The organism is Neobacillus sp. BF23-41 (assembly GCF_041106275.1).
This window is the reverse complement of sequence record NZ_JBGBPR010000005.1, coordinates 113,535-134,363: the sequence shown is the minus strand read 5'-3', so window position 1 is coordinate 134,363 and position 20,829 is coordinate 113,535. Positions and strand designations below refer to the sequence as shown.

The 20,829-nt window shown below is 36.9% G+C and carries 17 protein-coding genes; 12 read left to right on the top strand and 5 right to left on the bottom strand.

The features are described 5' to 3' along the window. Nucleotides 1-79 precede the first annotated feature (79 nt). A complete protein-coding gene (locus tag AB7942_RS10560; RefSeq protein WP_369446811.1) occupies nucleotides 80-1,123 on the bottom strand; it encodes a two-component system sensor histidine kinase NtrB in 1,044 nt (347 codons plus the stop codon). Between the two features lie 280 nt (nucleotides 1,124-1,403). Here AB7942_RS10560 and AB7942_RS10555 point away from each other — a divergent pair, with 280 nt between their 5' ends. The 6 genes from AB7942_RS10555 to AB7942_RS10530 all read left to right on the top strand — a co-directional run bounded on the left by AB7942_RS10555 (nucleotide 1,404) and on the right by AB7942_RS10530 (nucleotide 7,402). After that, the gene (locus tag AB7942_RS10555) at nucleotides 1,404-2,396 is read left to right on the top strand and encodes a LysM peptidoglycan-binding domain-containing protein (protein WP_369446810.1); all 993 of its coding nucleotides are present in this window, start codon (nucleotides 1,404-1,406) and stop codon (nucleotides 2,394-2,396) included. Between the two features lie 186 nt (nucleotides 2,397-2,582). After that, on the top strand, nucleotides 2,583-3,035 hold the full coding sequence (locus AB7942_RS10550; RefSeq protein ID WP_335712959.1) for a MarR family winged helix-turn-helix transcriptional regulator: 453 nt from the start codon (nucleotides 2,583-2,585) through the stop codon (nucleotides 3,033-3,035). Between the two features lie 149 nt (nucleotides 3,036-3,184). Beyond that, complete coding sequence (locus tag AB7942_RS10545; protein WP_369446809.1) at nucleotides 3,185-3,745, top strand: TetR/AcrR family transcriptional regulator; 561 nt, start codon at nucleotides 3,185-3,187, stop codon at nucleotides 3,743-3,745. Between the two features lie 330 nt (nucleotides 3,746-4,075). Beyond that, nucleotides 4,076-5,485, top strand: coding sequence for a DHA2 family efflux MFS transporter permease subunit (locus AB7942_RS10540; RefSeq protein WP_483310866.1), 1,410 nt, complete (start codon nucleotides 4,076-4,078; stop codon nucleotides 5,483-5,485). Between the two features lie 49 nt (nucleotides 5,486-5,534). Beyond that, nucleotides 5,535-5,990, top strand: a complete 456-nt coding sequence (locus AB7942_RS10535; RefSeq protein ID WP_369446808.1) for a universal stress protein — start codon at nucleotides 5,535-5,537, stop codon at nucleotides 5,988-5,990. Nucleotides 5,991-6,241: 251 nt separating this feature from the next. After that, nucleotides 6,242-7,402, top strand: a complete 1,161-nt coding sequence (locus AB7942_RS10530) for a DUF4317 domain-containing protein (RefSeq protein ID WP_369446807.1) — start codon at nucleotides 6,242-6,244, stop codon at nucleotides 7,400-7,402. Between the two features lie 178 nt (nucleotides 7,403-7,580). Here AB7942_RS10530 and AB7942_RS10525 read toward each other — a convergent pair whose 3' ends face one another. Further along, the gene (locus AB7942_RS10525) at nucleotides 7,581-8,549 is read right to left on the bottom strand and encodes an NAD(P)-dependent alcohol dehydrogenase (RefSeq protein WP_369446806.1); all 969 of its coding nucleotides are present in this window, start codon (nucleotides 8,547-8,549) and stop codon (nucleotides 7,581-7,583) included. A gap of 419 nt (nucleotides 8,550-8,968) precedes the next feature. On the opposite strand from AB7942_RS10525, the gene AB7942_RS10520 reads away from it, so the two are divergent. Further along, entirely contained in the window at nucleotides 8,969-10,441 is a 1,473-nt protein-coding gene (locus AB7942_RS10520; protein WP_369446805.1) for a S8 family peptidase, read from the top strand. A gap of 115 nt (nucleotides 10,442-10,556) precedes the next feature. On the opposite strand, the gene AB7942_RS10515 is transcribed toward AB7942_RS10520, so the two are convergent. Further along, complete coding sequence (locus tag AB7942_RS10515; RefSeq protein WP_369446804.1) at nucleotides 10,557-11,168, bottom strand: LysE/ArgO family amino acid transporter; 612 nt, start codon at nucleotides 11,166-11,168, stop codon at nucleotides 10,557-10,559. A 127-nt stretch (nucleotides 11,169-11,295) separates the two neighbouring features. Here AB7942_RS10515 and pdxR (AB7942_RS10510) point away from each other — a divergent pair, with 127 nt between their 5' ends. From pdxR (AB7942_RS10510) to AB7942_RS10500, 3 genes are all read left to right on the top strand, one after another. After that, nucleotides 11,296-12,747, top strand: a complete 1,452-nt coding sequence (gene pdxR / locus AB7942_RS10510) for a MocR-like pyridoxine biosynthesis transcription factor PdxR (RefSeq protein WP_483310859.1) — start codon at nucleotides 11,296-11,298, stop codon at nucleotides 12,745-12,747. A gap of 381 nt (nucleotides 12,748-13,128) precedes the next feature. Then, complete coding sequence (locus AB7942_RS10505; protein ID WP_369446803.1) at nucleotides 13,129-14,367, top strand: glycosyltransferase family 2 protein; 1,239 nt, start codon at nucleotides 13,129-13,131, stop codon at nucleotides 14,365-14,367. Nucleotides 14,368-14,802: 435 nt separating this feature from the next. After that, nucleotides 14,803-15,279 (top strand): hypothetical protein, encoded by a 477-nt coding sequence (locus tag AB7942_RS10500; protein WP_369446802.1) that lies wholly within the window; start codon nucleotides 14,803-14,805, stop codon nucleotides 15,277-15,279. 123 nt (nucleotides 15,280-15,402) lie between these two features. Here the strand turns inward: AB7942_RS10500 and pdxR (AB7942_RS10495) are convergent, their stop codons facing one another. Next, nucleotides 15,403-16,881, bottom strand: a complete 1,479-nt coding sequence (gene pdxR, locus AB7942_RS10495; RefSeq protein WP_369446949.1) for a MocR-like pyridoxine biosynthesis transcription factor PdxR — start codon at nucleotides 16,879-16,881, stop codon at nucleotides 15,403-15,405. Nucleotides 16,882-16,990: 109 nt separating this feature from the next. Between pdxR (AB7942_RS10495) and AB7942_RS10490 the strand changes: the two genes are divergently transcribed. Together AB7942_RS10490 and AB7942_RS10485 are read left to right on the top strand one after the other, a co-directional pair. Further along, nucleotides 16,991-17,773, top strand: coding sequence for a PhzF family phenazine biosynthesis protein (locus AB7942_RS10490; RefSeq protein WP_369446801.1), 783 nt, complete (start codon nucleotides 16,991-16,993; stop codon nucleotides 17,771-17,773). Between the two features lie 153 nt (nucleotides 17,774-17,926). Continuing rightward, entirely contained in the window at nucleotides 17,927-19,189 is a 1,263-nt protein-coding gene (locus AB7942_RS10485) for an MFS transporter (RefSeq protein WP_369446800.1), read from the top strand. Nucleotides 19,190-19,258: 69 nt separating this feature from the next. Here the strand turns inward: AB7942_RS10485 and AB7942_RS10480 are convergent, their stop codons facing one another. Then, on the bottom strand, nucleotides 19,259-20,701 hold the full coding sequence (locus AB7942_RS10480; RefSeq protein ID WP_369446799.1) for a flavin monoamine oxidase family protein: 1,443 nt from the start codon (nucleotides 20,699-20,701) through the stop codon (nucleotides 19,259-19,261). Nucleotides 20,702-20,829: the final 128 nt, after the last annotated feature.

Here is a 20,829-nt window from a genome sequence, read left to right as displayed (position 1 = left end):
ACTAGAGAGGGAGTAGCTTGGCGATTGCCAAGCTATTTTTTTAATCGGGTATTAAATAGATCCAAAATCATAAAAAATCCTAGATTATTTTAACTGGAAGTTGAATATGGAACGTTGTGCCTTTTCCAACCACGCTTTGTACCGATATATTTCCCCCGTGCTCATGTACCGTTGTAAACACTTGAGTCAATCCAAGTCCTGTTCCATCTGGTTTACTAGAATAAAAAGGTGTTCCTAATAGGACCAACTTTTCTTCAGGAATACCTTGGCCTGTATCACTCACCTTAATATGAATCCAACCTTCATGATAATAATGCTCAATTTTTATTTTTCCATCGGCCATTATTGCTTCAATGGCATTCTTGATCAGATTGAAAAAAGATTTTAAGAGTAAATTTTTCTTTCCATAAAATCTCTTATCAGAATCTCTTAAGTCCATTTCAACCTCAACGGAATAAAGTTTTTCTTGGAATAAAAGCAATATAGAATTTAACTCTTTACATAAGTCAATCAATATCAGAGGTTCGTCTTGTAAGTCGGGTTTGGATACCTGCAATAAATTTTGAAGTGTTTGTAATGCTTTTTCTAATTCGCTTTCCATCGTATCTAAATAAGGATGATTTTGAGATTCTTTAATTAATTGTAAAAATCCCTTTACTGCCGTTAATGGGTTTTTAACTTCATGAACAATGCCAGCTGCTAATTGACCAAGTGAAGCTAATTTTTCTCGATCTTTCAACCGTTTCTCTGCAATTTTCCTCTTGGTAATGTCTTGAATAATAACCTGAGCCAATACTTTATTTTCAAAATAAAACGGTATGGTCATCATTTCAACATCTGCAACTTCCCCATGATTTTTAATAATTTTTATATCCATTTCTTTAATGATTTCTTGTTTTTTGATAACCCTAGTTAATCCTTCATTGCACATATCATGAAGATCAGGAGGGAGGAATTGGCTTATTTTTTTATTTAATATTTGATCTAGAGATGGAAGATTTAGTAAGTGTAAACCAGCTTTGTTACAGTAGCGGATCGTTTGATCTTCACAAACAATCAATATCGAGTTAAGGGAATTCTCAACTATTTGGTGAAAGTCTAAATTATCTATTGTTAGATTCAATTAAATCCCCACTTTTTATCTCTTTTTGTCAGCAATTAGTGTATCAATAAAGTTGCCAAACATAAATACCAATTTATGTATTCAATCGTGTAGAAACCTCTTAAAAACAAAATGTTCACAGAAAAGACATAATTACCTAAAGGTAGTACAAAATAATCGTTAAAAGTTATGAAAAGTTGGAGAGAATACCATGCGAGTATGCTTTTTTTTATGCTATTTTATTTCACGTTCCTTTTAAGTTTGCAAAATTAAACTGATTTACTTTGAAAGGATATGTAAAATGAAAAATAATTTTGTCATTGTCATTGGTTTGATTGTATTCATGCTTATTCATCCATTTCCTGCTCAGGCTGCTGGTAATAAACCTAGTAATATTTATTTGGTAAAATTAGGGGATACTTTACCTGGAATAGCGAATAGATATAACACTTCTGTTAATGATCTCAAGGTAACCAATGGATTGCAATCCAATTCATTATTAGTGGGTCAGAAGTTGTGGGTTCCAATCATGTATGAAGTGGTTGCCGGAGATACCCTGAGGGGAATTTCATCAGCCTTTCATTCTACAGTCGACAGTATAAAAGCAAACAATCAACTTTCATCTGAACACCTTTATATCGGGCAAGTATTAAAGATTCCTCCTAAAAAAATGACCATGCAAGGTCAGCATATCTTGATGACGAGGGAGGAATTTAGCGACTGGTTATTTAACGCTAGAATTAATAGGAAGGTAACTATCATTCAACAGCATCACACATGGTTGCCGTCATACAAGCATTTTAATGGATCCAATCATTTTAGAATGTTAATGTGGATGGAAAATTTCCATAAGAGAAGAATGGGCTGGAGTAATATCGCTCAAAATATTACCACTTTTCCGGATGGAAAAGTAGCTGTTTCAAGGCCTTTTAACATAGCCCCCGAAGGCACTATTGGGCCAAAGGCTAATAAAACAGGGATTACCATCGAAAATGTTGGCAACTTCGATAAAGGTCATGATGTTATGACTGCAGAACAGAAGGAAACCATTGTTTATATTACCGCCATGTTATCTATAAAATTCGGATTAACTCCTTCCATTGATAGTATTACTTATCATCATTGGTGGAATTTGAGAACGAAGGAAAGAGTACTAGATAGAGGGCCAGATTATAATGTAAAAACGTGCCCAGGGACAGGATTTTTCGGGGGAAATTCCACAACTAGCGCGATTAACAATTTTTATCCCCTCGTGTCACGCAAGATGCAAGAAATTTTAGCGAATAGGCATTAAACAAACATTTCATGAGGACAAGTTTTATCTATATAAAGAATTTATATTCTATATGGAGTGCAGTATTTATTTGAGAAAATGAAAAGATTTAGCTAAGGTTATTATCTTCTTTAGCACCTTGTCTGGCTATGGAAGTAAACCAAATTGACAACCATTACCGTATTTTGTATAGTAGGTGCGAGGATTATGATTGGAGTGAATCATTTGATTTCAAACGCTGAATTACAAAATTTAGATCTTATCGACTTATTAAGTGAGCGTCATAGTTTGGTCCGAAGTATCTCAGAGAAAGCTTGGAACGATCAAAGTGAAATTTATATTTCAAATTCTGAATGGTATATCATGGCTAGGATTTATAAAAAACAGCCTAGCATTTCGTATGTTACAAAAAATGTAGAAATTTCACGTCAGGCGATACATAAGTTTATCCAAAAGCTTTCTGAAAAAGGATTAGTTGAAATCAACAATGTAGAAAACAACAAGAAAGAAAAGTGTATCCAGTTAACAGCTTTAGGAGAAGAATGCTACGAAAAAAACGCGGCCCTTAAAGCCAAACTTGAGAATAAAATTGCAGAAAAAATAGGGACTGAACAAGTAAGTATTCTTAAAGGTATTTTAAAGTTAGATTGGAAGATATAAAAAATAGCAAAAAACCCCCGCTTTGTTAATCTAATTAAAAGATTTACTCCTTTTTTGTTGGAAATTACCTTAAAATTCTTGAAAAATGGAAAACTTTATTGATATAGTAATAAAAAGACCGGTCCGTATGAAGGAGTTTTTCAACAGAAATGGATACAAAACTACATATAATCAACATTGCGACTACGCTTTTCCAGCAAAAAGGATATAAAGGTGTAGGCTTAACCGAAATTTTAAAAGCATGTGATATTTCAAAAGGTTCGTTTTATCATCACTTTCCAAATGGAAAAGAAGAATTACTAATTGCTTGCCTTCAGTCCATAAAGGAAGTGATTACTGCGGATATTGAGAACACTTTCAAACGGTTTCCAACTACTCAAGAAGCCACACAGGCGATGATTGATAAATTAGTAGTTGACTTTGAACGCGAAGGTACGATTGCTGGTTCTACGTTTACGAGTATTGTTAGTGAAATGGGATCTTTAAGTGAACCAGTCCGAGATTCCTGTTCGGACCTCTACTCAAAAATGCAAGAGATTTATTCGATCAAGTTAGTAGCAGATGGGTTTTCCAAAGAAACTGCTCATTCAATTGCTCTCATGATGACGGCTTCTATTGAAGGTGGAATTATGCTTTGTTTGACACAAAAAGAAAGCAGTCCACTCAAAATTATTTCGCATGTATTACCTAGTCTATTAAAAAAGTTCTAATGAATCAATAAATCATTGAATGCTAAAAACCCTTGCTTTGTCAATCTATTTGACGAAGTGGGGGTTTTTTCTTTTTCTAAAATAGTCAACTCAGTTGATAATAACTTAATAAAAAAATATTGTCAACTGAGTTGACAAAGAGAAAAAATTTTTGATATAGTTAACGAACCGTTTAGTGTTCGGGGGTGTACTACGGAAATGCTCTTTGCTGAAATTGAAATTACGACAATTCTTTTTTAGTAAGAAGGGAAGACGAAGGGGTAAATGAAATTTTAATTAAAGGAGTTTTTATTAGTGAATCAACAAATCAATACAATTCAGAAACAAAAAATCAAGACTGACACGATGGTGAAAAAGAAAAAACAATACAAAACAGCTCCGATTATGGCGGCTCTTTTTGTAGCTGGATTTGTCGGGCTTTTTAGTGAAACGGCATTAAATATCGCCTTAGGAGATTTAGCCCAATTATTTAACGTGAATGCAACGACGATCGGATGGTTAGCAACAGGCTATTTCTTAACATTAGGTATTTTAGTACCAGTAACGGGTATTTTAATGCAAAAATTCACAACAAGACAAATGTTTTTGACTGCTATATCACTATCCCTTATCGGGACCATTCTAGCAGCTATAGCTCCTGTATTTAGTCTTTTAATGGTGGCACGTGTTATACAAGCAGCAGGATTAGCAATTGCTTTACCTTTAACGCAAAATGTTATTTTTACCATCTTCCCACCAAATAAACGAGGCGCCGCGATGGGAATTATGGGCTTAGTGATGTTAGCTGGTCCAGCCTTAGGCCCAACCATTGCAGGGCTTATTTTAGATACATTATCCTGGCATTGGATTTTCTGGGTTACCTTACCTTTCTTACTGTTCTCTCTTATTTTTGGACTCCTTTATTTACCGAATGTGAATGAGATTCGTAAGGTTTCGATAGATGCAGTATCTGTTATTCTCTCGACAATTGGATTCGGTGGGGTCGTTTACGGATTCAGTGTATCTGGTGATGCCGGTTGGACTAGTGCAATCGTTCTTGGGTCCATCATTGTCGGATTAGCAGCACTTATTCTTTTTTCCATTCGTCAAACGAAAATGGAGAATCCGATGTTGAATCTAAGAGCATTTAAGTACCCACTGTTTGTACTTGGTGTCTTTATGAGTTTTATTACGTTCTTTAATATGTTGTCCATGCTCGTCATTTTACCAATGTATATGCAAATGTCTTTATTAATTGCAGCTTTTACAACAGGTCTTATCTTGCTGCCAGGCAGCTTACTAAACTGTGTATTAGCTCCAAGCATTGGTAGTCTATTCGACAAATATGGTCCGAAAGCTGTTATTATACCTGGAACCATTTTAGTAGCGATTGGTTATGTACTCTATGCACAATTTGGCACTGAAACGGCTTTATGGATGGTCGTTGTAACTCATATTTTCATGATGTTGGGTATAGGGGCGGTGCTTGCTTCTGTACAAACAAACACATTAAATTCTCTTCCGAAACAATACTATCCAGATGGAATCGCAATCACTCAAACGATTCAACAGGTAGCGGGAGCTATTGGTATTGCGGTAATGGTATCGATTTTTTCATCCAAAGAATCTAGTTACTTAGCAGCCACTGCCAATGAATTGCCACAGGCAGCAGCAGCGGGAACTTCCCTAGTGTTTACCATTAGTTTAGTGTTAGCGGTGATTAATGTTGTATTGTCATTATTTATCAAAAAGCCAAATTAATCTAAAGAAAAAACAGTTTTCTAATAATTTTAGAAGGGAATTAGGACGGATGCTAAATCATTATAAAAGTATTTTAGTAGCTGTAGACGGCTCAAAAGAAGCCGAACACGCATTTCAAAAATCAATCGATGTTGCAAAACGTAACAAAAATTCAATTTTAACCATAATAAACGTAATCAATTCTCGTTCATTCGAAGCATATGACCGTTCAGTTGTTGAGCGTGCACAGAGGTCATCAGAGGAACTATTAAATAGCTATAAGTCACAAGCTGAGGGCGCTGGTATTAAAAACGTAACAGTAATCATCGAATTTGGTTCTCCAAAAGTGATCATTACTGGAGAAGTTTCAAAGGCAGTTAAGGCAGATTTAATTATGTGTGGCGCTACAGGGTTAAATGCTGTTGAACGATTCTTGACTGGTTCTGTTTCTGAAGCAATTGTACGATCAGCTAAATGTGATGTTTTAGTAATCCGGAGACCTAGTGTACATGCTGTTATAGGTTAAAAGTACTTCAAACATCAACGGGCGAATAGGATTTTTATCACGTAATTAGCAACTATCCATGTTTTTTAGGATACTTTTGATCAAAATATTTAATAGTTGCAAAATGTCAGTTAGCCATTCGTAAAAGCGAGCCTTTACGGGTGGTTTATTTATTTTTAGCAAAAATTGAAAAATAGAACAGGTAGAATAAGGTAAAGAGTATTCCTATTTTCCTGTCTGAACAGTATAATCATGAAGGGGAGTTGATACATATGAATAAAAACGATATCGCTAATATCCGTAAGCAATTTAAATTCGACAATGATCTCATGAAAATTCGAGAAATCTTCAATGTTTATGTTCAGAAAGAAACAGGTGAGATTTACCATCATGTCAGTCAACCGTTTCAAATGTTAGAACTAGAAGCACAAGAATTGTTTTTGGCCAACTTTAAAAAGGTTTTGACTGGTTATCTCGATGCCAAACTGTTTGAACTGAAATTTATCCGCGATGTAGAAGATAGTACACAACATATCCTCTTCGATGGACTACGAGCTGATTCAACAGAAGATTGGAAAGAAAACATGCTGCAGATAGTCGGGAAAATGTTTGCTCATACGGTTTATGAGTTTGATACGATGGTGACGTTTATTCGAGGAGAATATCGAAAGGCTACCAGGAAACGAGACCTAGAGTCCGAAGAAGGTGGGAATGATGAAGTTTATTCCAACGAGTTTATCCTCTGCAGTCTCAATAAAACGGATCAGCCGAAAAAAGCCTTGCTGTTTGATTATATTGAGAAAGAATTTAAATCGAATAACGTCTTTGATCCAATTATCAATCTAGCGTCTCCGTTGTCAGGCTTTCTGTTCCCTGCTTTTAATGACAATTCTGCAGATGTAAACCATATTCTTTATTGTGCAGGAAAAGCGAATCAACCAGATGGGACATTTATTGAAGTGGTGCTCAATTGCGAAGAGATCATTACTGCCCAGGAAGATAAGGACAGCTTTGAACAGATTTTAAAAAAAGTAATAGGAGACCAAGTGGATTCCAAGGTCATTTCGAATGTCTATGAGGAAATCGATAAAATGGTGCAGGAAAATGAAGAAAGCGAAGAAAGTGAAGCTCCTACGTTGGATTATCGGGACATCGAACGCATCTTAACAGTAAGCGGGGTTGAAAATGTCGAGACTGCCCAAGTGGAACATGCCTTCAAAGCTGTCGTAGATGACGAAAAACATGAATTCAAAGCAAGCAGTTTAGTTCCTAAATCCATAAAAATCAATACGAAAGTGGCAGATGTATCCATCAGCCCGAAAGAGCTGAAAAATGTAAAATATATTATGTACCAAGGAAAACGCTGCCTATTATTGGAGATTGATGAAGATGTGGTCGTGGAAGGATTTCGACTAGAATCGGAGACGCTCTAATTCGTTTTTGGGACAGATAACGAACTTTCCTCTGATAGTTATAACGAACATAAAGAGAACGCACATTTTGTTAGGTCTAAATGTGCGTTCTCTTTATGATTAAAGATGGAACCACAAAGCCTTATATTATCTAACAAATTTCCTCTTTCTACTACTTTATTATTTTTTAAATAATGATTCACATAGTAATGACAACTTTTCCCTGAGCATGACCTTCTTCAAAATACCTGAAGGCCTCGGGAACTTCACTCAACTTATAACATCTATCAATAACTGGTTTTACTTTGCCAGCTTCAAGCAGTTCTTTTATATAAATCAGATCTTTTTGATTTGACCTTTGTAAAAAAGTACCCATTTTCTTACTTCCGGTCATTGAAATCCAAGGCCCGAGGACCATTGCTTGAAACATTTGTGCTCCAGAACCCCCGACGTGAACAAAAATTCCATTGGGACTTAAGGTTCGCTTATAGGCTGATAGTGGTTTATGTCCGTTCACCCCAAGAATAAGGTCATAACTCTGCAATTTTTGAGAAAAATCTTCCTTTGAATAATCAATGGCATGGTCTGATCCAAGCGATTGCAAAATATCTAAATTTCTCGTACTGCACACCCCAGTTACCTCAGCCCCAAAAGATTTGGCAATCTGTACGGCGAAAGTCCCCACACCACCTGAGGCACCATTAATCAATACCTTCTGTCCCGACTGAATCTTGCCTTTATCCCTTAGACCCTGTAAGGCTGTGACGCCCGCCATAGGTACCGCAGCAGCTTCCTCAAAGGAAAGATTGGCTGGTTTCAAGGCTAATACATTTTCAGGAACAGAAACATATTCGGCAAAACCACCCCAACCACATCCGGATAGGTCTCCGAATACCTCATCGCCTGGTTGAAACTCCGTAACATCTTTGCCAATTGCTTCAACCTGACCTGCGATGTCGCCTCCGGGTATAGGGAATTTTGGTTTCAGAAGACCGAAAGCAAATCGTGCTAAGAAAGGTTCACCCTTCAAAAGGACTAGGTTACCATAATTCACCGATGCTGCATGAATTTTAACAAGTACTTGATTGTCCTCTGGGATAGGCTTTTCCATCTCTGTTAATTCAAGCACATCAGGTGGACCATATTTGTAAGAAACGATAGCCTTCATAAATATACCTCCTAATAGCCTTCGAATATTTTTATTAAACTCATTAAGTTGATAAATCTCGATTAAGACCCTCAAATTAAAAGATATTCCAGTTAAAGATATTCAGACTGGAAACAGTAAAAAAATTAAAAACGAAGATTTTCTTGGACTTGTCCTTGTAAGGAGGCGTTTCAAGTGTTAACGAGCCGGAGTATGAATTGTTATATCTAATATGTAATAAAGATAATTAGAGTCAATAGATTGGAGGAGATAAAAGGTATAATAGGTCGAGAGTTTCCAATACCTAGAACAATCGATATGACAAATTAAGTCAATGTCTACCGATCATGTCATTTTTTATCGACAAGTATTGTTTTCAATTTGAAATTTATAATTATAAAATTAAGAATGATAGAAAAATTAATATAGGAGGTCTTTTAATGAGGAAGAAAAAAAGGGGAATGGCTATAGCAGCCAGTAGTGTTTTGGCAATGTCTCTATTATCTTTTTCAACCAGTGTGCACACATCAGCAAGCTCACAGACTGTAAGCAAAAATTATCTTATTGCTTATAGTCAGTCATTACCAAAAGACTATCAAACTGAAATTAAAAATGCTGGTGGGGTAGTAGTAAAAGCTATTCCTGAGATTGGCGGATTGGAAGTTCGCTCAACGAATCCCAATTTTCTCAACCAGTTGAAATCAAGCGCTACTATTTCAGCAGCCAATGTTGAAAAGTCCTTCAAACTGGAGGATGGACAACCCGAGGGTGCTGATGGTAAACCTGTGACGCTTCCTGATGCTGATACATATTGGAATCTTCAATGGGATATGCAGCGATTGACCAATGATGGAAAGTCCTACAAGCTAGAATCAGGTGGGACTGAAACAAGCAACGGAGTCATTCATAAGGCAGTTGTCGGTGTAATTGACTCCGGAATTGATCAAACACATCCTGATTTAAAGGCAAACTTTATTGGGGGTGAAAACTTTGTCCCTCCTGGTGGATACGGTGATCCAGCACCCGTTGATCCTACTGATGTAACAGATACGAACGGTCACGGTACACATGTGGCTGGTTCCATCGCTGCCAATGGAAAAGTAAAAGGAGTCGGTCCTGACTTAGGGATTCGTGCTTACCGTATTTTCGATGCTAGTGGAAGTGCTCCAACAACACCAATCGTAGCAGCAATCCTACAGGCTGCAAACGATGGAGTTGATGTTATTAATATGTCAATTGGCGGATTTGATAATTTGAAGTATTACTATGAAGGCACTCGCTATTCTGATATAGCCGATATTCTCCTTTGGAAGCGGGCAATCAAATATGCTGTTAATAAAAATGTTACTGTTGTTGCAGCGGCGGGAAATGATTCTCTGGATTACGCTGATAAAAAATCCCTTACTGATTATATGAATGTAACATATGGTAAGGATTTAGGAATCATTTTTAAAGGCGTAACGGTTGAGGTGCCGGGTAGTACGCCTGGCGTTATTACCGTTTCATCATCCAATAAGTGGTCAACCGCTAAACTAGCTTTCTATTCAAACTATGGAAATAGTTTTATTGATGTAGCTGCTCCTGGAGGAGACAATGGTCCAGTATATGATGCATCACGTAAATTAGCTGAACGTGATTTTACGTATCGGACGCTGTCAACTTGGCCAACAAATTTAGAACCAAATAGCTCTACTACAGTAAATCGTGACTATGCATACCTACACGGAACTTCCATGGCTTCACCAAAAGTAGCTGGTATTGCAGGAGTAATTAAGGCTGCTCATCCAGAATTTACACCTTCCCAAGTGCAGGCACTGATTGAAAAGACTGCATTCGATTATGGGAAAAAGGGACATGATCCTCTTTTTGGATCTGGCGAAGCAAATGCGTATACCGCTTTAACAGGAAAATAAACTAAAAAGCCTTGCCCAAAAGAAATGGTAAAAGATTTCTTGGGCAAGGCTTTTTTAGGGAAAGAGGAAATCATTTTGATTTCCTTTTACAGATAAAGTTGCTATTCAATGAAATTTAATCTAAAAGTGAAGAACTAATATAAACAGCTGTACCCCACATGACAATAGCTGAAATTTTATTTAGGACCACTAGGTAATTTCCAGATTTGTCTATTTTCCCTATCATTCTTCCTGTTATGCCCAATCCTGCAAACCATACCCACGAAACGAATATACATGCTACAGCAAATGCAACTTTCTCCCAGCCTATATATTTTACGGAACTTGTTCCGATTACACCAACGGTATCCAAAATGGCATGTGGGTTTAGTAAAGACACTGACATAGCAAAAGATATTTGTTTTTTGTATGAAAAAGCTAATCCTACTTCCTGTACATTTTGAGGCTTAGACCTCCATACAACAAAACCCATGTAGAGTAAAAATAAACTACCAATTATATAAAGAACTGTTTTTATCCAATAAGAACCAAGTACAACGACTGACACTCCTAAGACCGCTATTGAAATAAGCAAAGTATCACAAATAGCTGCAGTAATAATGACTGGCAGTGCCCTCACGAATTTGGGCTGACTTGCACCTTGATTAAAGACAAAAACATTTTGTACCCCTAAAGGTAGGATTAAACCGAATGCTAAGATCATGCCGTGTAAAATTGCTTCTAACATTTTTCTCCCCCTGATATGTAATAACTGCATTGTATTAGATATGATTACATTCGTCTCCAACCAATTGGATGGAATATTACCCAACCAATCATTTATAATTAATCTAAAAATGATAGGGGAGTTCCTTTTGATTGAAAAAGACTGGATCCTAAACAAATCCTCCTTGATTCCACTCCATCAACAAATCTATGAATTTATGAAGAGAAAAATAATAAACGGTGAATGGACGGTTGGAACTAAAATTCCTACTCAACGAGATTTAGCAAAGAAATTCAATGTGAATCGGAGTACCATTGTTTATGCACTTGATGAGTTATCTGCTGATGGGCTAATCGAATCAAAAGTTGGAAGAGGGACTTTTGTGGTCAATAATACGTGGAGTTTACTTGCTTCAGTCCCGCCGCCTGATTGGAACAGCTACGTTAAGTCAGGATCTTACCAACCCAATAACAAAACAATTCAAGAAATTAATAGAGCAGAAATTAATCCAAAAGTAATACGCCTTGGAACAGGAGAACTTTCACCAGAGTTGTTGCCTGTCAAAGAAATGGAACAAATGTTCAAGAGGCATTCTCCCCATACGTTTTCGTTAGGATACTCGGAACCAAAAGGAAGCCTCTATTTAAGAGAAATGATAAGCAATTATTTAAAAACGAAGAAAATAGAAGTTTCCCCTCAATCGATAATGATTGTTTCAGGAGGACTTCAAGCATTGCAATTGATTTCCTTAGGATTATTGCACCGTGAGTCAACCATTTTTCTTGAAACGCCTTCTTATCTAAATTCAGTGCATGTATTTCAATCAGCAGGAATGAACTTACTTGGAATTCCCATGGATGAGGAAGGGATTAGACCCGAGTCGATTGGGAGGTTAAAAAAGCAGCTTAATGGTGCTTTGCTTTATACGATCCCAACTTTCCATAATCCCACGGGGATTTTAATGTCAGGAAATAGAAGAAAGGAGTTGTTGGATGTTTGTAAGAATGAAAAGCTGCCAATTATTGAGGATGATGTCTACGGAGATTTATGGTTTGAGAACCCGCCACCGAATCCATTAAAATCCATTGATGGACAAGGACTTATCTTATACATAGGGAGTATGTCTAAAACTCTGAGTCCTGGTTTACGAATTGGTTGGATCGTTGGACCAGAACCAGTGATAGATCGGTTAGCTGATATAAAAATGCAAACTGATTATGGCTCAAGTTCTTTATCTCAATTCATCGTCGCAGAGTGGCTATCAAGTGGTTTATATGATGAACATGTAAAGAAGATAAGGACAGAACTCAAATTCCGTAGAGATTTCACGCTTGAAATACTAAATAAACATTTTACGCAATTAGCCACATGGAATATCCCACAGGGTGGTTTTTATATTTGGCTGCAAATCAAAAAACAAATTTCAATTAGAAAATTATTTGAAAAAGCACTAAACGAGGGGATTTTACTAAACCCAGGAAATATTTACGACCACAATGATCAATTTCATCTTCGTTTGTCCTATGCCTATGCATCACTTCACGAATTAAAAAAGGGGCTAATAAGACTTTCAGAACTGATTGAAGAAATCTCCAATTAGGCTACTGGGTGCTTGAATTCAAAAAGGGTTGCTGCGGCGATCCTTTTTCTTATTTGAGGGTGGCAGGTTACTTGAATAAGCAAAATATCTTCGAAATGTGGAGCAGGCTAATAGCTTTTTTAAATATTAAGATTATGTAAATATATGTTAATTTTTATTCTTGTCCAATTCGATATTTAATGTTCTGACATACGATGTTCTATCTATTAATTAAGGTGGTGAGCTATTATGTCAGATGGTTATGGCGTTAATTTTGCTTTAATCGTGGTGCTTTTATCCTTTTAATTATTGTCGGTATATCTTTCGTTAAATACTAGTTATAAATAAAACAAATTAAGCCGAACTTTTTATATAGTTCGAGCTATAAGCTCTCAAGGAGGAATGAGTAAAAACATGGAAATTGAAGTCACAATTATCATGCCTTCATATAACCGCTATCCCCTTAATCTGCTTAGCCTTTATGCATTGGAGAAACAGTGCTTTGATTTATCCAAAATGGAAGTGATTTTGATTGATGACGCCTCTACCGACCAGACCCCAAAAATTAAGGAATACTGTCCACCCTACCATTTTCAATATATTCGCAATAGTACCAATGTTGGTGTTGCTGCTTCAAGAAATATTGGACTTAGGCATGCGAGGGGAGAGATTATTATCATTTTGGATGCAGAAACCATCGTTTCCCCTAACTATGTTACCCTTAACCACCAGCATCATCTAACTCATGAGAAATCCGTTGTTATTGCAGGAAGCAAGCGGGGGCGCATTTATACTTTTTTATCCCCGGATTTTACTAATAATCAAATCAACGCGATTTATAAGTGGAGCGAAAAAAATTATCTCTTCAACCAACGACTTAAAGAGATGGTATCGCAAGAACAGACACTTAGTAGCTTAACGACTCATATCAGGCTTTTACAAGAGCCCCAACAAGTGGTTAATAGAGAGGATATTGACGATATAAAAAATTTATACTCGATGGTAAAATACAGAAGTTATGCTCATCATTTATTAAAATACCTTAGGGAACATTTTTATAGCAGCCCATTGCGTTGGATGGCTTGCTTAGGTTTTCTTTCTATTAAAAGAAGTTTTATGGAGCAAGTCGGCGGCTATGAAGAGAATTTCAAAGGATGGGGACCCGAGGATGCTGAGTTTGCTTATAGATTATATAAGGCCAATGCTAATTTTATTATCGAAGATGATTTAGAAACGTTTCATCAAGAACATCCGCCTTCGAAAACGAAGGAGGAAGATATGAACTTAAATCGTCTGTTGTTTCAACTAAAGCACCCGGTTCTTGATGTATCCATTAGAGCCCTGCACTCTATTCATCCAACGGATTATGGACTCATGGAAAAGATTATATTAGAACATCAATCCCTTACTGCAAGCTTTCCCGATGAGTTTCATGAATTTAACCAAGCAATCATAACATTACTTCATCAAATTCGTATAAATATTGCAGAAAACCGTCCCCCTGTTAACCTAGTTCAAAATACCGGGTTCGGCGACGACTCGATTGCAATGGAACGTATCCTGAACGAGAGAGATCACATACAATCCTGTGGTAAATACAATCATCTTGTATGGTTGTTCGATAAACTGAGTACGATCTAAAGATGAGTGGAGCAGGTATTCCATATAGGGGAAGAGGCAATTTTACTGAGCAATCTGGTGCCGACCAGGATAGGTTGACTACAGATAAATGTTGGTCTTTCTATTTCAGTCTGCTAACCTCTCCAAGTATTTCATGCTTCCATTCTAGGAGGCTTTTTCTTATTGTGGGTGGTCTATCTGGAAACTTGAATAAGACATATAAAGGTAGGTAAAACAAATTGTTAAATGTTTTTTGCTTACTTCGTATGTGACATGCGCCCATTTCATACATATGAACTATAGGGATTTCAGTTTAATCATGTGTTTTTCATAACGATAATTAACACTAACCCTAGAAAAGTCTAAAGGTAATTTCCATTCATCAGTTTGACGCACCTGCTGTAAGTAAACCTAAGCATTTGAGGAGAGGTAAATGAAAAACAGGAGGGGCTGAGAATGAAATTCACAATACAGTATATACCACTGAACAAAATCAAACCTGATTTATCGGTGAAAATTACAGAGCACATCAAAAAACTCCAGAGATTAATGTGGGACTGCATGTTTGTTTTGGTTGTCAAAAAAAATCGGAAGGATGACAATTACATCATTGTTAGCGGGCAAGATCGATTTGAATCCCTTAAAAAACACACTAAAAATATTTATGCGCCATGTATAGTCGATAAAAGTAGAAGTTCAAACGGAATGATATCATGGCTTCAGCGTTTCCGAAACAAACAACCCCTAGATGACTTTCCGTTAATGCCGACTAGCTGGTCAATCGTACGCTCCTTTTTGAAACAAGAACCCCGTTTTCAACATCTCTCCCGATCCGAACAGATAAGAGTGCTACTTATAGCAGTTCGGTACAAAAAAACCGTGATTTATTCAATGAAAACAACTTTGAATGAAATTCTAAGAAGTAAAAAGTAATTCATCCTCCAAAGTCAGTTGAAAAAAGAAATTTAAGGACAGCCCGATTTTACTTCAGGATTGAAGTGTAAGCAGGCTGTCCTTAAATTATTTACTTCCAAAGCCTTTTACACCTGATTTGTATCAAAAATATGGTGAGCAGTCATGGACTGTTTTTGATGTAATTTGGGAATGAAGAATATTACATAATGTTGTAACCCCTTGGTGTAATAATTGCTCGTTCATATAGGAGTAACTTACACGCAAGTGATGATTTTCTTGCTCAACCGGATAACACGCTGATCCGGGCAAGAAGGTTAGTTGCTGTTTTTTTGCCTCTATTAGAACATGATTACTATCTAACCAAGAAGGTAAACTGATCCATAGATTTAATCCCCCCTCTGGAATTACCCATGATACGCCATCAGGCATATGTTGTGAAAGTAATTCAAGAACCAAATCACGTCGAATCCTTAAAGCTATTCTCAATTTTTTATAGTGATCCATCATTCTTTTAGAGTTGATAAACGGTAAAATGGATTTTTGGGTAAGTAAAGGACTTCCCAGGTCAGTATTTGCCTTGGCGGCCAATAAACGATTGAATACGGAGCCAGAAGCAGATAATATTCCAATTCTACAACCCGGCGCAAGTGTTTTGCTTAAGCCTCTCAAGTAAATCACATGACCATTATGATCTATACTTTTAATAGGAGCCGGCGGCTTTTTACCAAAGTAAATCTCATTACATGGGTCGTCCTCAATAATAAGGCTCTGGATACTTTGTGCTATATCAAGAATTTGTCTGCGGCGTTTAGAAGTCATAACGGCACCAGTTGGGTTATGAAAAGTGGGAATCGTATAAATAATTTTCGGTTTATGTTTGTCACATAAATTTTGGAGGATATCTACGCGCATTCCGTCCTTATCAACAGGTACAGTGAGTATCGTAGCTCCTCTCCCTCGAAAAACATCAATCGCTCCTGGATAGGTAGGAGCTTCCATTACTACTACATCTCCCGGCCCCACAAATGTACGGGCAACAAGATCAATCCCTTGTTGTGAACCACTTGTAACTAAAATGTTCTCAGGTGTAGAAGGAACTCCTGAACTTTTCAAATACTCAACCATTTCCTTTCTAAGATGTGTGTCTCCTTGAATCTCTCCGTATTGAGACAATATTCTGGGGTTTTCCGAAAGCATTTGGTGAATTTCACGTTCTAAATATCGATTAGGAAGAAGTCCGGGATCAACCATAGAAGAGGAAAGGTTAATCTTTTCAGGGACAAGATGAAATCGGCCAAATTGTGATCTAGGTAAATAATCTTGAACAGATAGCTGCCAATCAAACGAAAAAATCTCTTCTTTTCTTTCCTCTACCGCGATTCTTTTCACTTTTACAAACGTTCCTTTTCCTTGGACAGAAGTGATAAACCCATCTTGCTCCAATTGCTGGTAGGCCTTCACAGCTGTAACCAAACTAACTCCAAGTTGTTTCGATAAGATGCGCACAGAAGGTAATTGTAACCCTTCTTGCAATAGTCCTGAACGGATGCGATCCACAATCGATTGATATATTTGCTTTGATAGTGAAACATCAGCATTTCGTTGAATTTCGATTTGCATCATGAATATCCCCTTAGTGTTATACATTTGTATTGAGTGTTATATAGTGCTCAATATAAAATACCCATAAATAATTAATTTACATTATAACACTAGGAGGGAATTATAAATGAAATATTTTGTTATCGATGCCTTTGCAGAAAAAGTTTTTGAAGGAAATCCAGCCGGAGTATGTATTATGACAGATTGGATTCCAGACGAGATCATGCAGAAAATAGCGATTGAAAATAATTTATCGGAAACGGCATTTGCGCTAAAGGAAGAGAAAAAATATCGGCTTCGCTGGTTTACTCCAGGCGGGGAAATCAACCTTTGCGGTCACGCTACGTTAGCTACCGCGTATGTCATTATGAACTATATAGAAAAGCAAGTAGAGACCGTCCAATTCGATACGATGAGTGGGGTGCTGACAGTAAACAAATTAGGGGAATTGTATGAAATGGATTTCCCAGCTGTTCCATCAGAAGAATTGCCTATCACGGAACAGATGATCGATGCTTTGGGAGTTAGGCCCGTAGAAACCTATTTAAATAGAGACTTAGTATTTGTATTAGAATCAGAAGAAGCTGTGAAAAATGCCAATCCTGACTTTTCAAAATTAGAAAAATTACCAGAAGGTCTTGGCGTCTGTATTACCGCAAAAGGAAGCGAATATGATTTTGTTTCTAGAGGATTTTTTCCAAAGTTAAAAATCAACGAGGATCCCGTGACTGGTTCTTTGCACTGCAGCTTGATTCCATTCTGGTCCGAAAGATTAGAAAAACGAGAGATGGTCGCAAAGCAGTTATCCAGTAGAGGCGGTACGCTATATTGTAAACATGAAGGTACACGAGTGAAGATGGCAGGAAAAGCAGCACTCTATTCGATCGCTGATTTACATATCGGATATTGACAATGAAAAAATTGAAATATAGCGAAATGAATGAAGGAAAATGGATCAATTAAAAGCGGTATTTTTTGCCGCTTTTCCACACACCATTCCAGTGTTGACAAGTGGGATCTATTAATTTATTCTGAATATTCACAACAACTGGAGGGTAAGGAATTGAGACGTATTCATTATAGTTGGTTTATTTTATTGATAACATTCTTTTCTATTATTGTAGCAGGAATTGTTCGCTCCTCATCAGGAGTGTTAATTGTCCCATTTGAAAATGCGTTCGGATGGGATCGTTCATTAATCTCCATTGCCTTTGCGATTAACCTTCTATTATACGGGATTTCTGGTCCTTTTATGGCTGCGCTGCTGGAGGAAATTGGATTAAAGAAAATGATGATTTTGGCTATGACAACGCTAATGGTCGGTGTTTTGCTCACCCTTTTTATGGTGAAACCATGGCAATTACTTTTAATTTGGGGATTGATTATCGGCTTAGGATCTGGGTTATTCTTAACGATATTAAGCCCATATGTTGCGAATCATTGGTTTGAAAAAAGAAGAGGACTTGCAGTTGGCATTTTGACCGCAAGTACTGCGACTGGACAATTAATCCTACTTCCGTTGTTAGCTATTATTATAGAAACGTATTCGTGGAAATGGGCGATTGGTTTTATTCTTATCCTTAGCTTTATTATGTTGTTAATCATCCTATTATTTATGAAAAATTCACCAAAAGATGTAGGACTCCTTCCATATGGACTTGAAGAAGAATCACCTGTGAAGCAAGTAGTCCAAAAGAATAACCCCATAATAATAGCCTTTCGCACTTTATTTGAAGCGGTAAAAGTGAAGGAATTTTGGTTATTATCAGGCAGCTTTTTTATATGCGGACTTTCGACTAGTGGATTAATAGGTACTCATTTCATCTCTTATTGTATAGGTTTTGGATTTACTGCTGTTACAGCGGCCTCTATGCTTTCTTTTATGGGGATTTTCGATTTAATTGGAACCACTCTTTCTGGTTGGTTATCAGACCGGTTCGATAACCGTTGGTTACTGTTTTGGTATTATAGTCTAAGAGGGGCCTCACTTGTATTTCTTCCTTTTGCACTAAATGAGGGTTCTATTTCTCTACTTATTATTTTTTCTGTGTTTTATGGATTAGATTGGATTGCGACTGTACCGCCAACTGTTAACATTTCACGGCAAATCTTTGGAATTGAAAAAAGTGTAGTTGTATATGGCTGGATCTTTGCATCCCACCAATTAGGTTCAGCTGTGGCCGCAGGTGGAGCCGGGATCATATATAATATCTTCACCTCTTATACATGGGCATTTGTTCTTGCAGGAATGTTTTGTTTATTAGCAAGTCTATTTGTAATAGTGATAAAAAAACAAAAAATAAAAGTTGAAGTAAGTCAATCTTAAAATACCTAGATTATTAATATAATTTTTCCAAAAATAAGAGGCTGTCATTGCAGCCTTTTTTTACTAAGATTATTTTGGTAAGTCATTCACTTCGTTTGCGACTCGTATTCCTGATTCAATTGCACCTTGTATCCAACCGTGGGTAAGTGAAGTATGTTCACCAGCAAAGTGCACTCTTCCCTCAGCTGTTGAAATATAAGGATAAAGCTCCGAATCCTGTCCAGGTTCAAAAGAAGTAAATGCTCCGCAAGAAAAAGGATTCTTACTCCAGCTAAAAGAAGTTCCTGTAACGAACTCTGAATAAACTTGAGGTCCATAAATTTCTGCTAAGTTCATTAAAGCATAGTGGAGCTGCTCTTTTTCCGGCAGGCTCTCTAATGTTAATGCCTCATCTGCCCATAAATAGCTAGCTATAATTACTGCGGGACCAGGGGTACCAATGCCATAACTCGGGTAAAACGTGAAGCGAATGGGCAGGTCCGTTATCGATTTACCACCCTGTTGACCTTCTTTTTCCCAAAACCTACTTTTAAACTCGATTCCTATTTTTGTTGATCCCATATAATTAAGTTCGCGAATCGCGACCCTTTTATAATAGGAAATAGAATCGTATGGATCGAATTTTACAAATCGTAAGGTCGAAAAAGGTATTGTCACTATAGCAAGATCACCAGGTATCATGAAATTCTCGGCGGTTAGTTGATGTTTACAATGAATGGTTACACTATTTTGATATTGAGATATTTTCATCATCTTTTGGTTGAATACAATATTCTCTTTTAATTGCGGTAAAAAGGCAAGAGGCAATCGGTCCATGCCACCTGTTATTTCATAGAAAGCCTTAGATGATATTAGGATGATGATCTCTCGTAATACTTCAATAAAGGTCATCCCCATAAATGCTTCCAAATCAAGAAGCACACCAATCATATCAATCGCTCCGATTGAAAAATAAGAGTTTAAGAAAGTACCAAAGGCTAGACTGCTATATTGTTTTTCTATTAGCGGCCAATTCTTTACAGGATCTTGGTTAATAAAATTGATAATTGGTTGTAGGACAGAAAGCAAAAGTTCTTGAGACGATTTTCCTCTTTCATTGGGAGCAACTGGGAATTTTAATATGCTTGGATTACCTTCATAAACATTTAGGCGTGTTTTGGTGCCGTTTACGTAGAGGATGTCGCTTGGAGTCCGGTTAATAAATAGATTGGTAGGCAACTTAAATTTATTAATATATTCAAAGGATAAATGATGTGTATCAGGAATACGCATAGCTCCGGCATTGAAATATAAGTTCTCACTAAAGGGAGCACGCAATGTGTAAACACGTCCTCCAATTCTATTATTCGCTTCCAGAATGGTGACATTATGTCCAGCTTCCTTTAATAAAGATGCCGCGACGAGTCCAGCCATGCCTGCTCCGATAATAATAATATGTTTAGGAGATTGTGATGTTTTAAGACCATTCCTAATGATTGACATCATTTGATGATCAGTTAGTTGAGAATTCATTTAATGTGGCATCCTCCCTTGCTTTTCCAAAAAATGACTTATTGCATTATATACAAATAAAAGGATGCATATGTACTATTTTCCTGTTTGGTCATTACTCTTTCTGTCGAGAACAGCTGTGGCTTCGG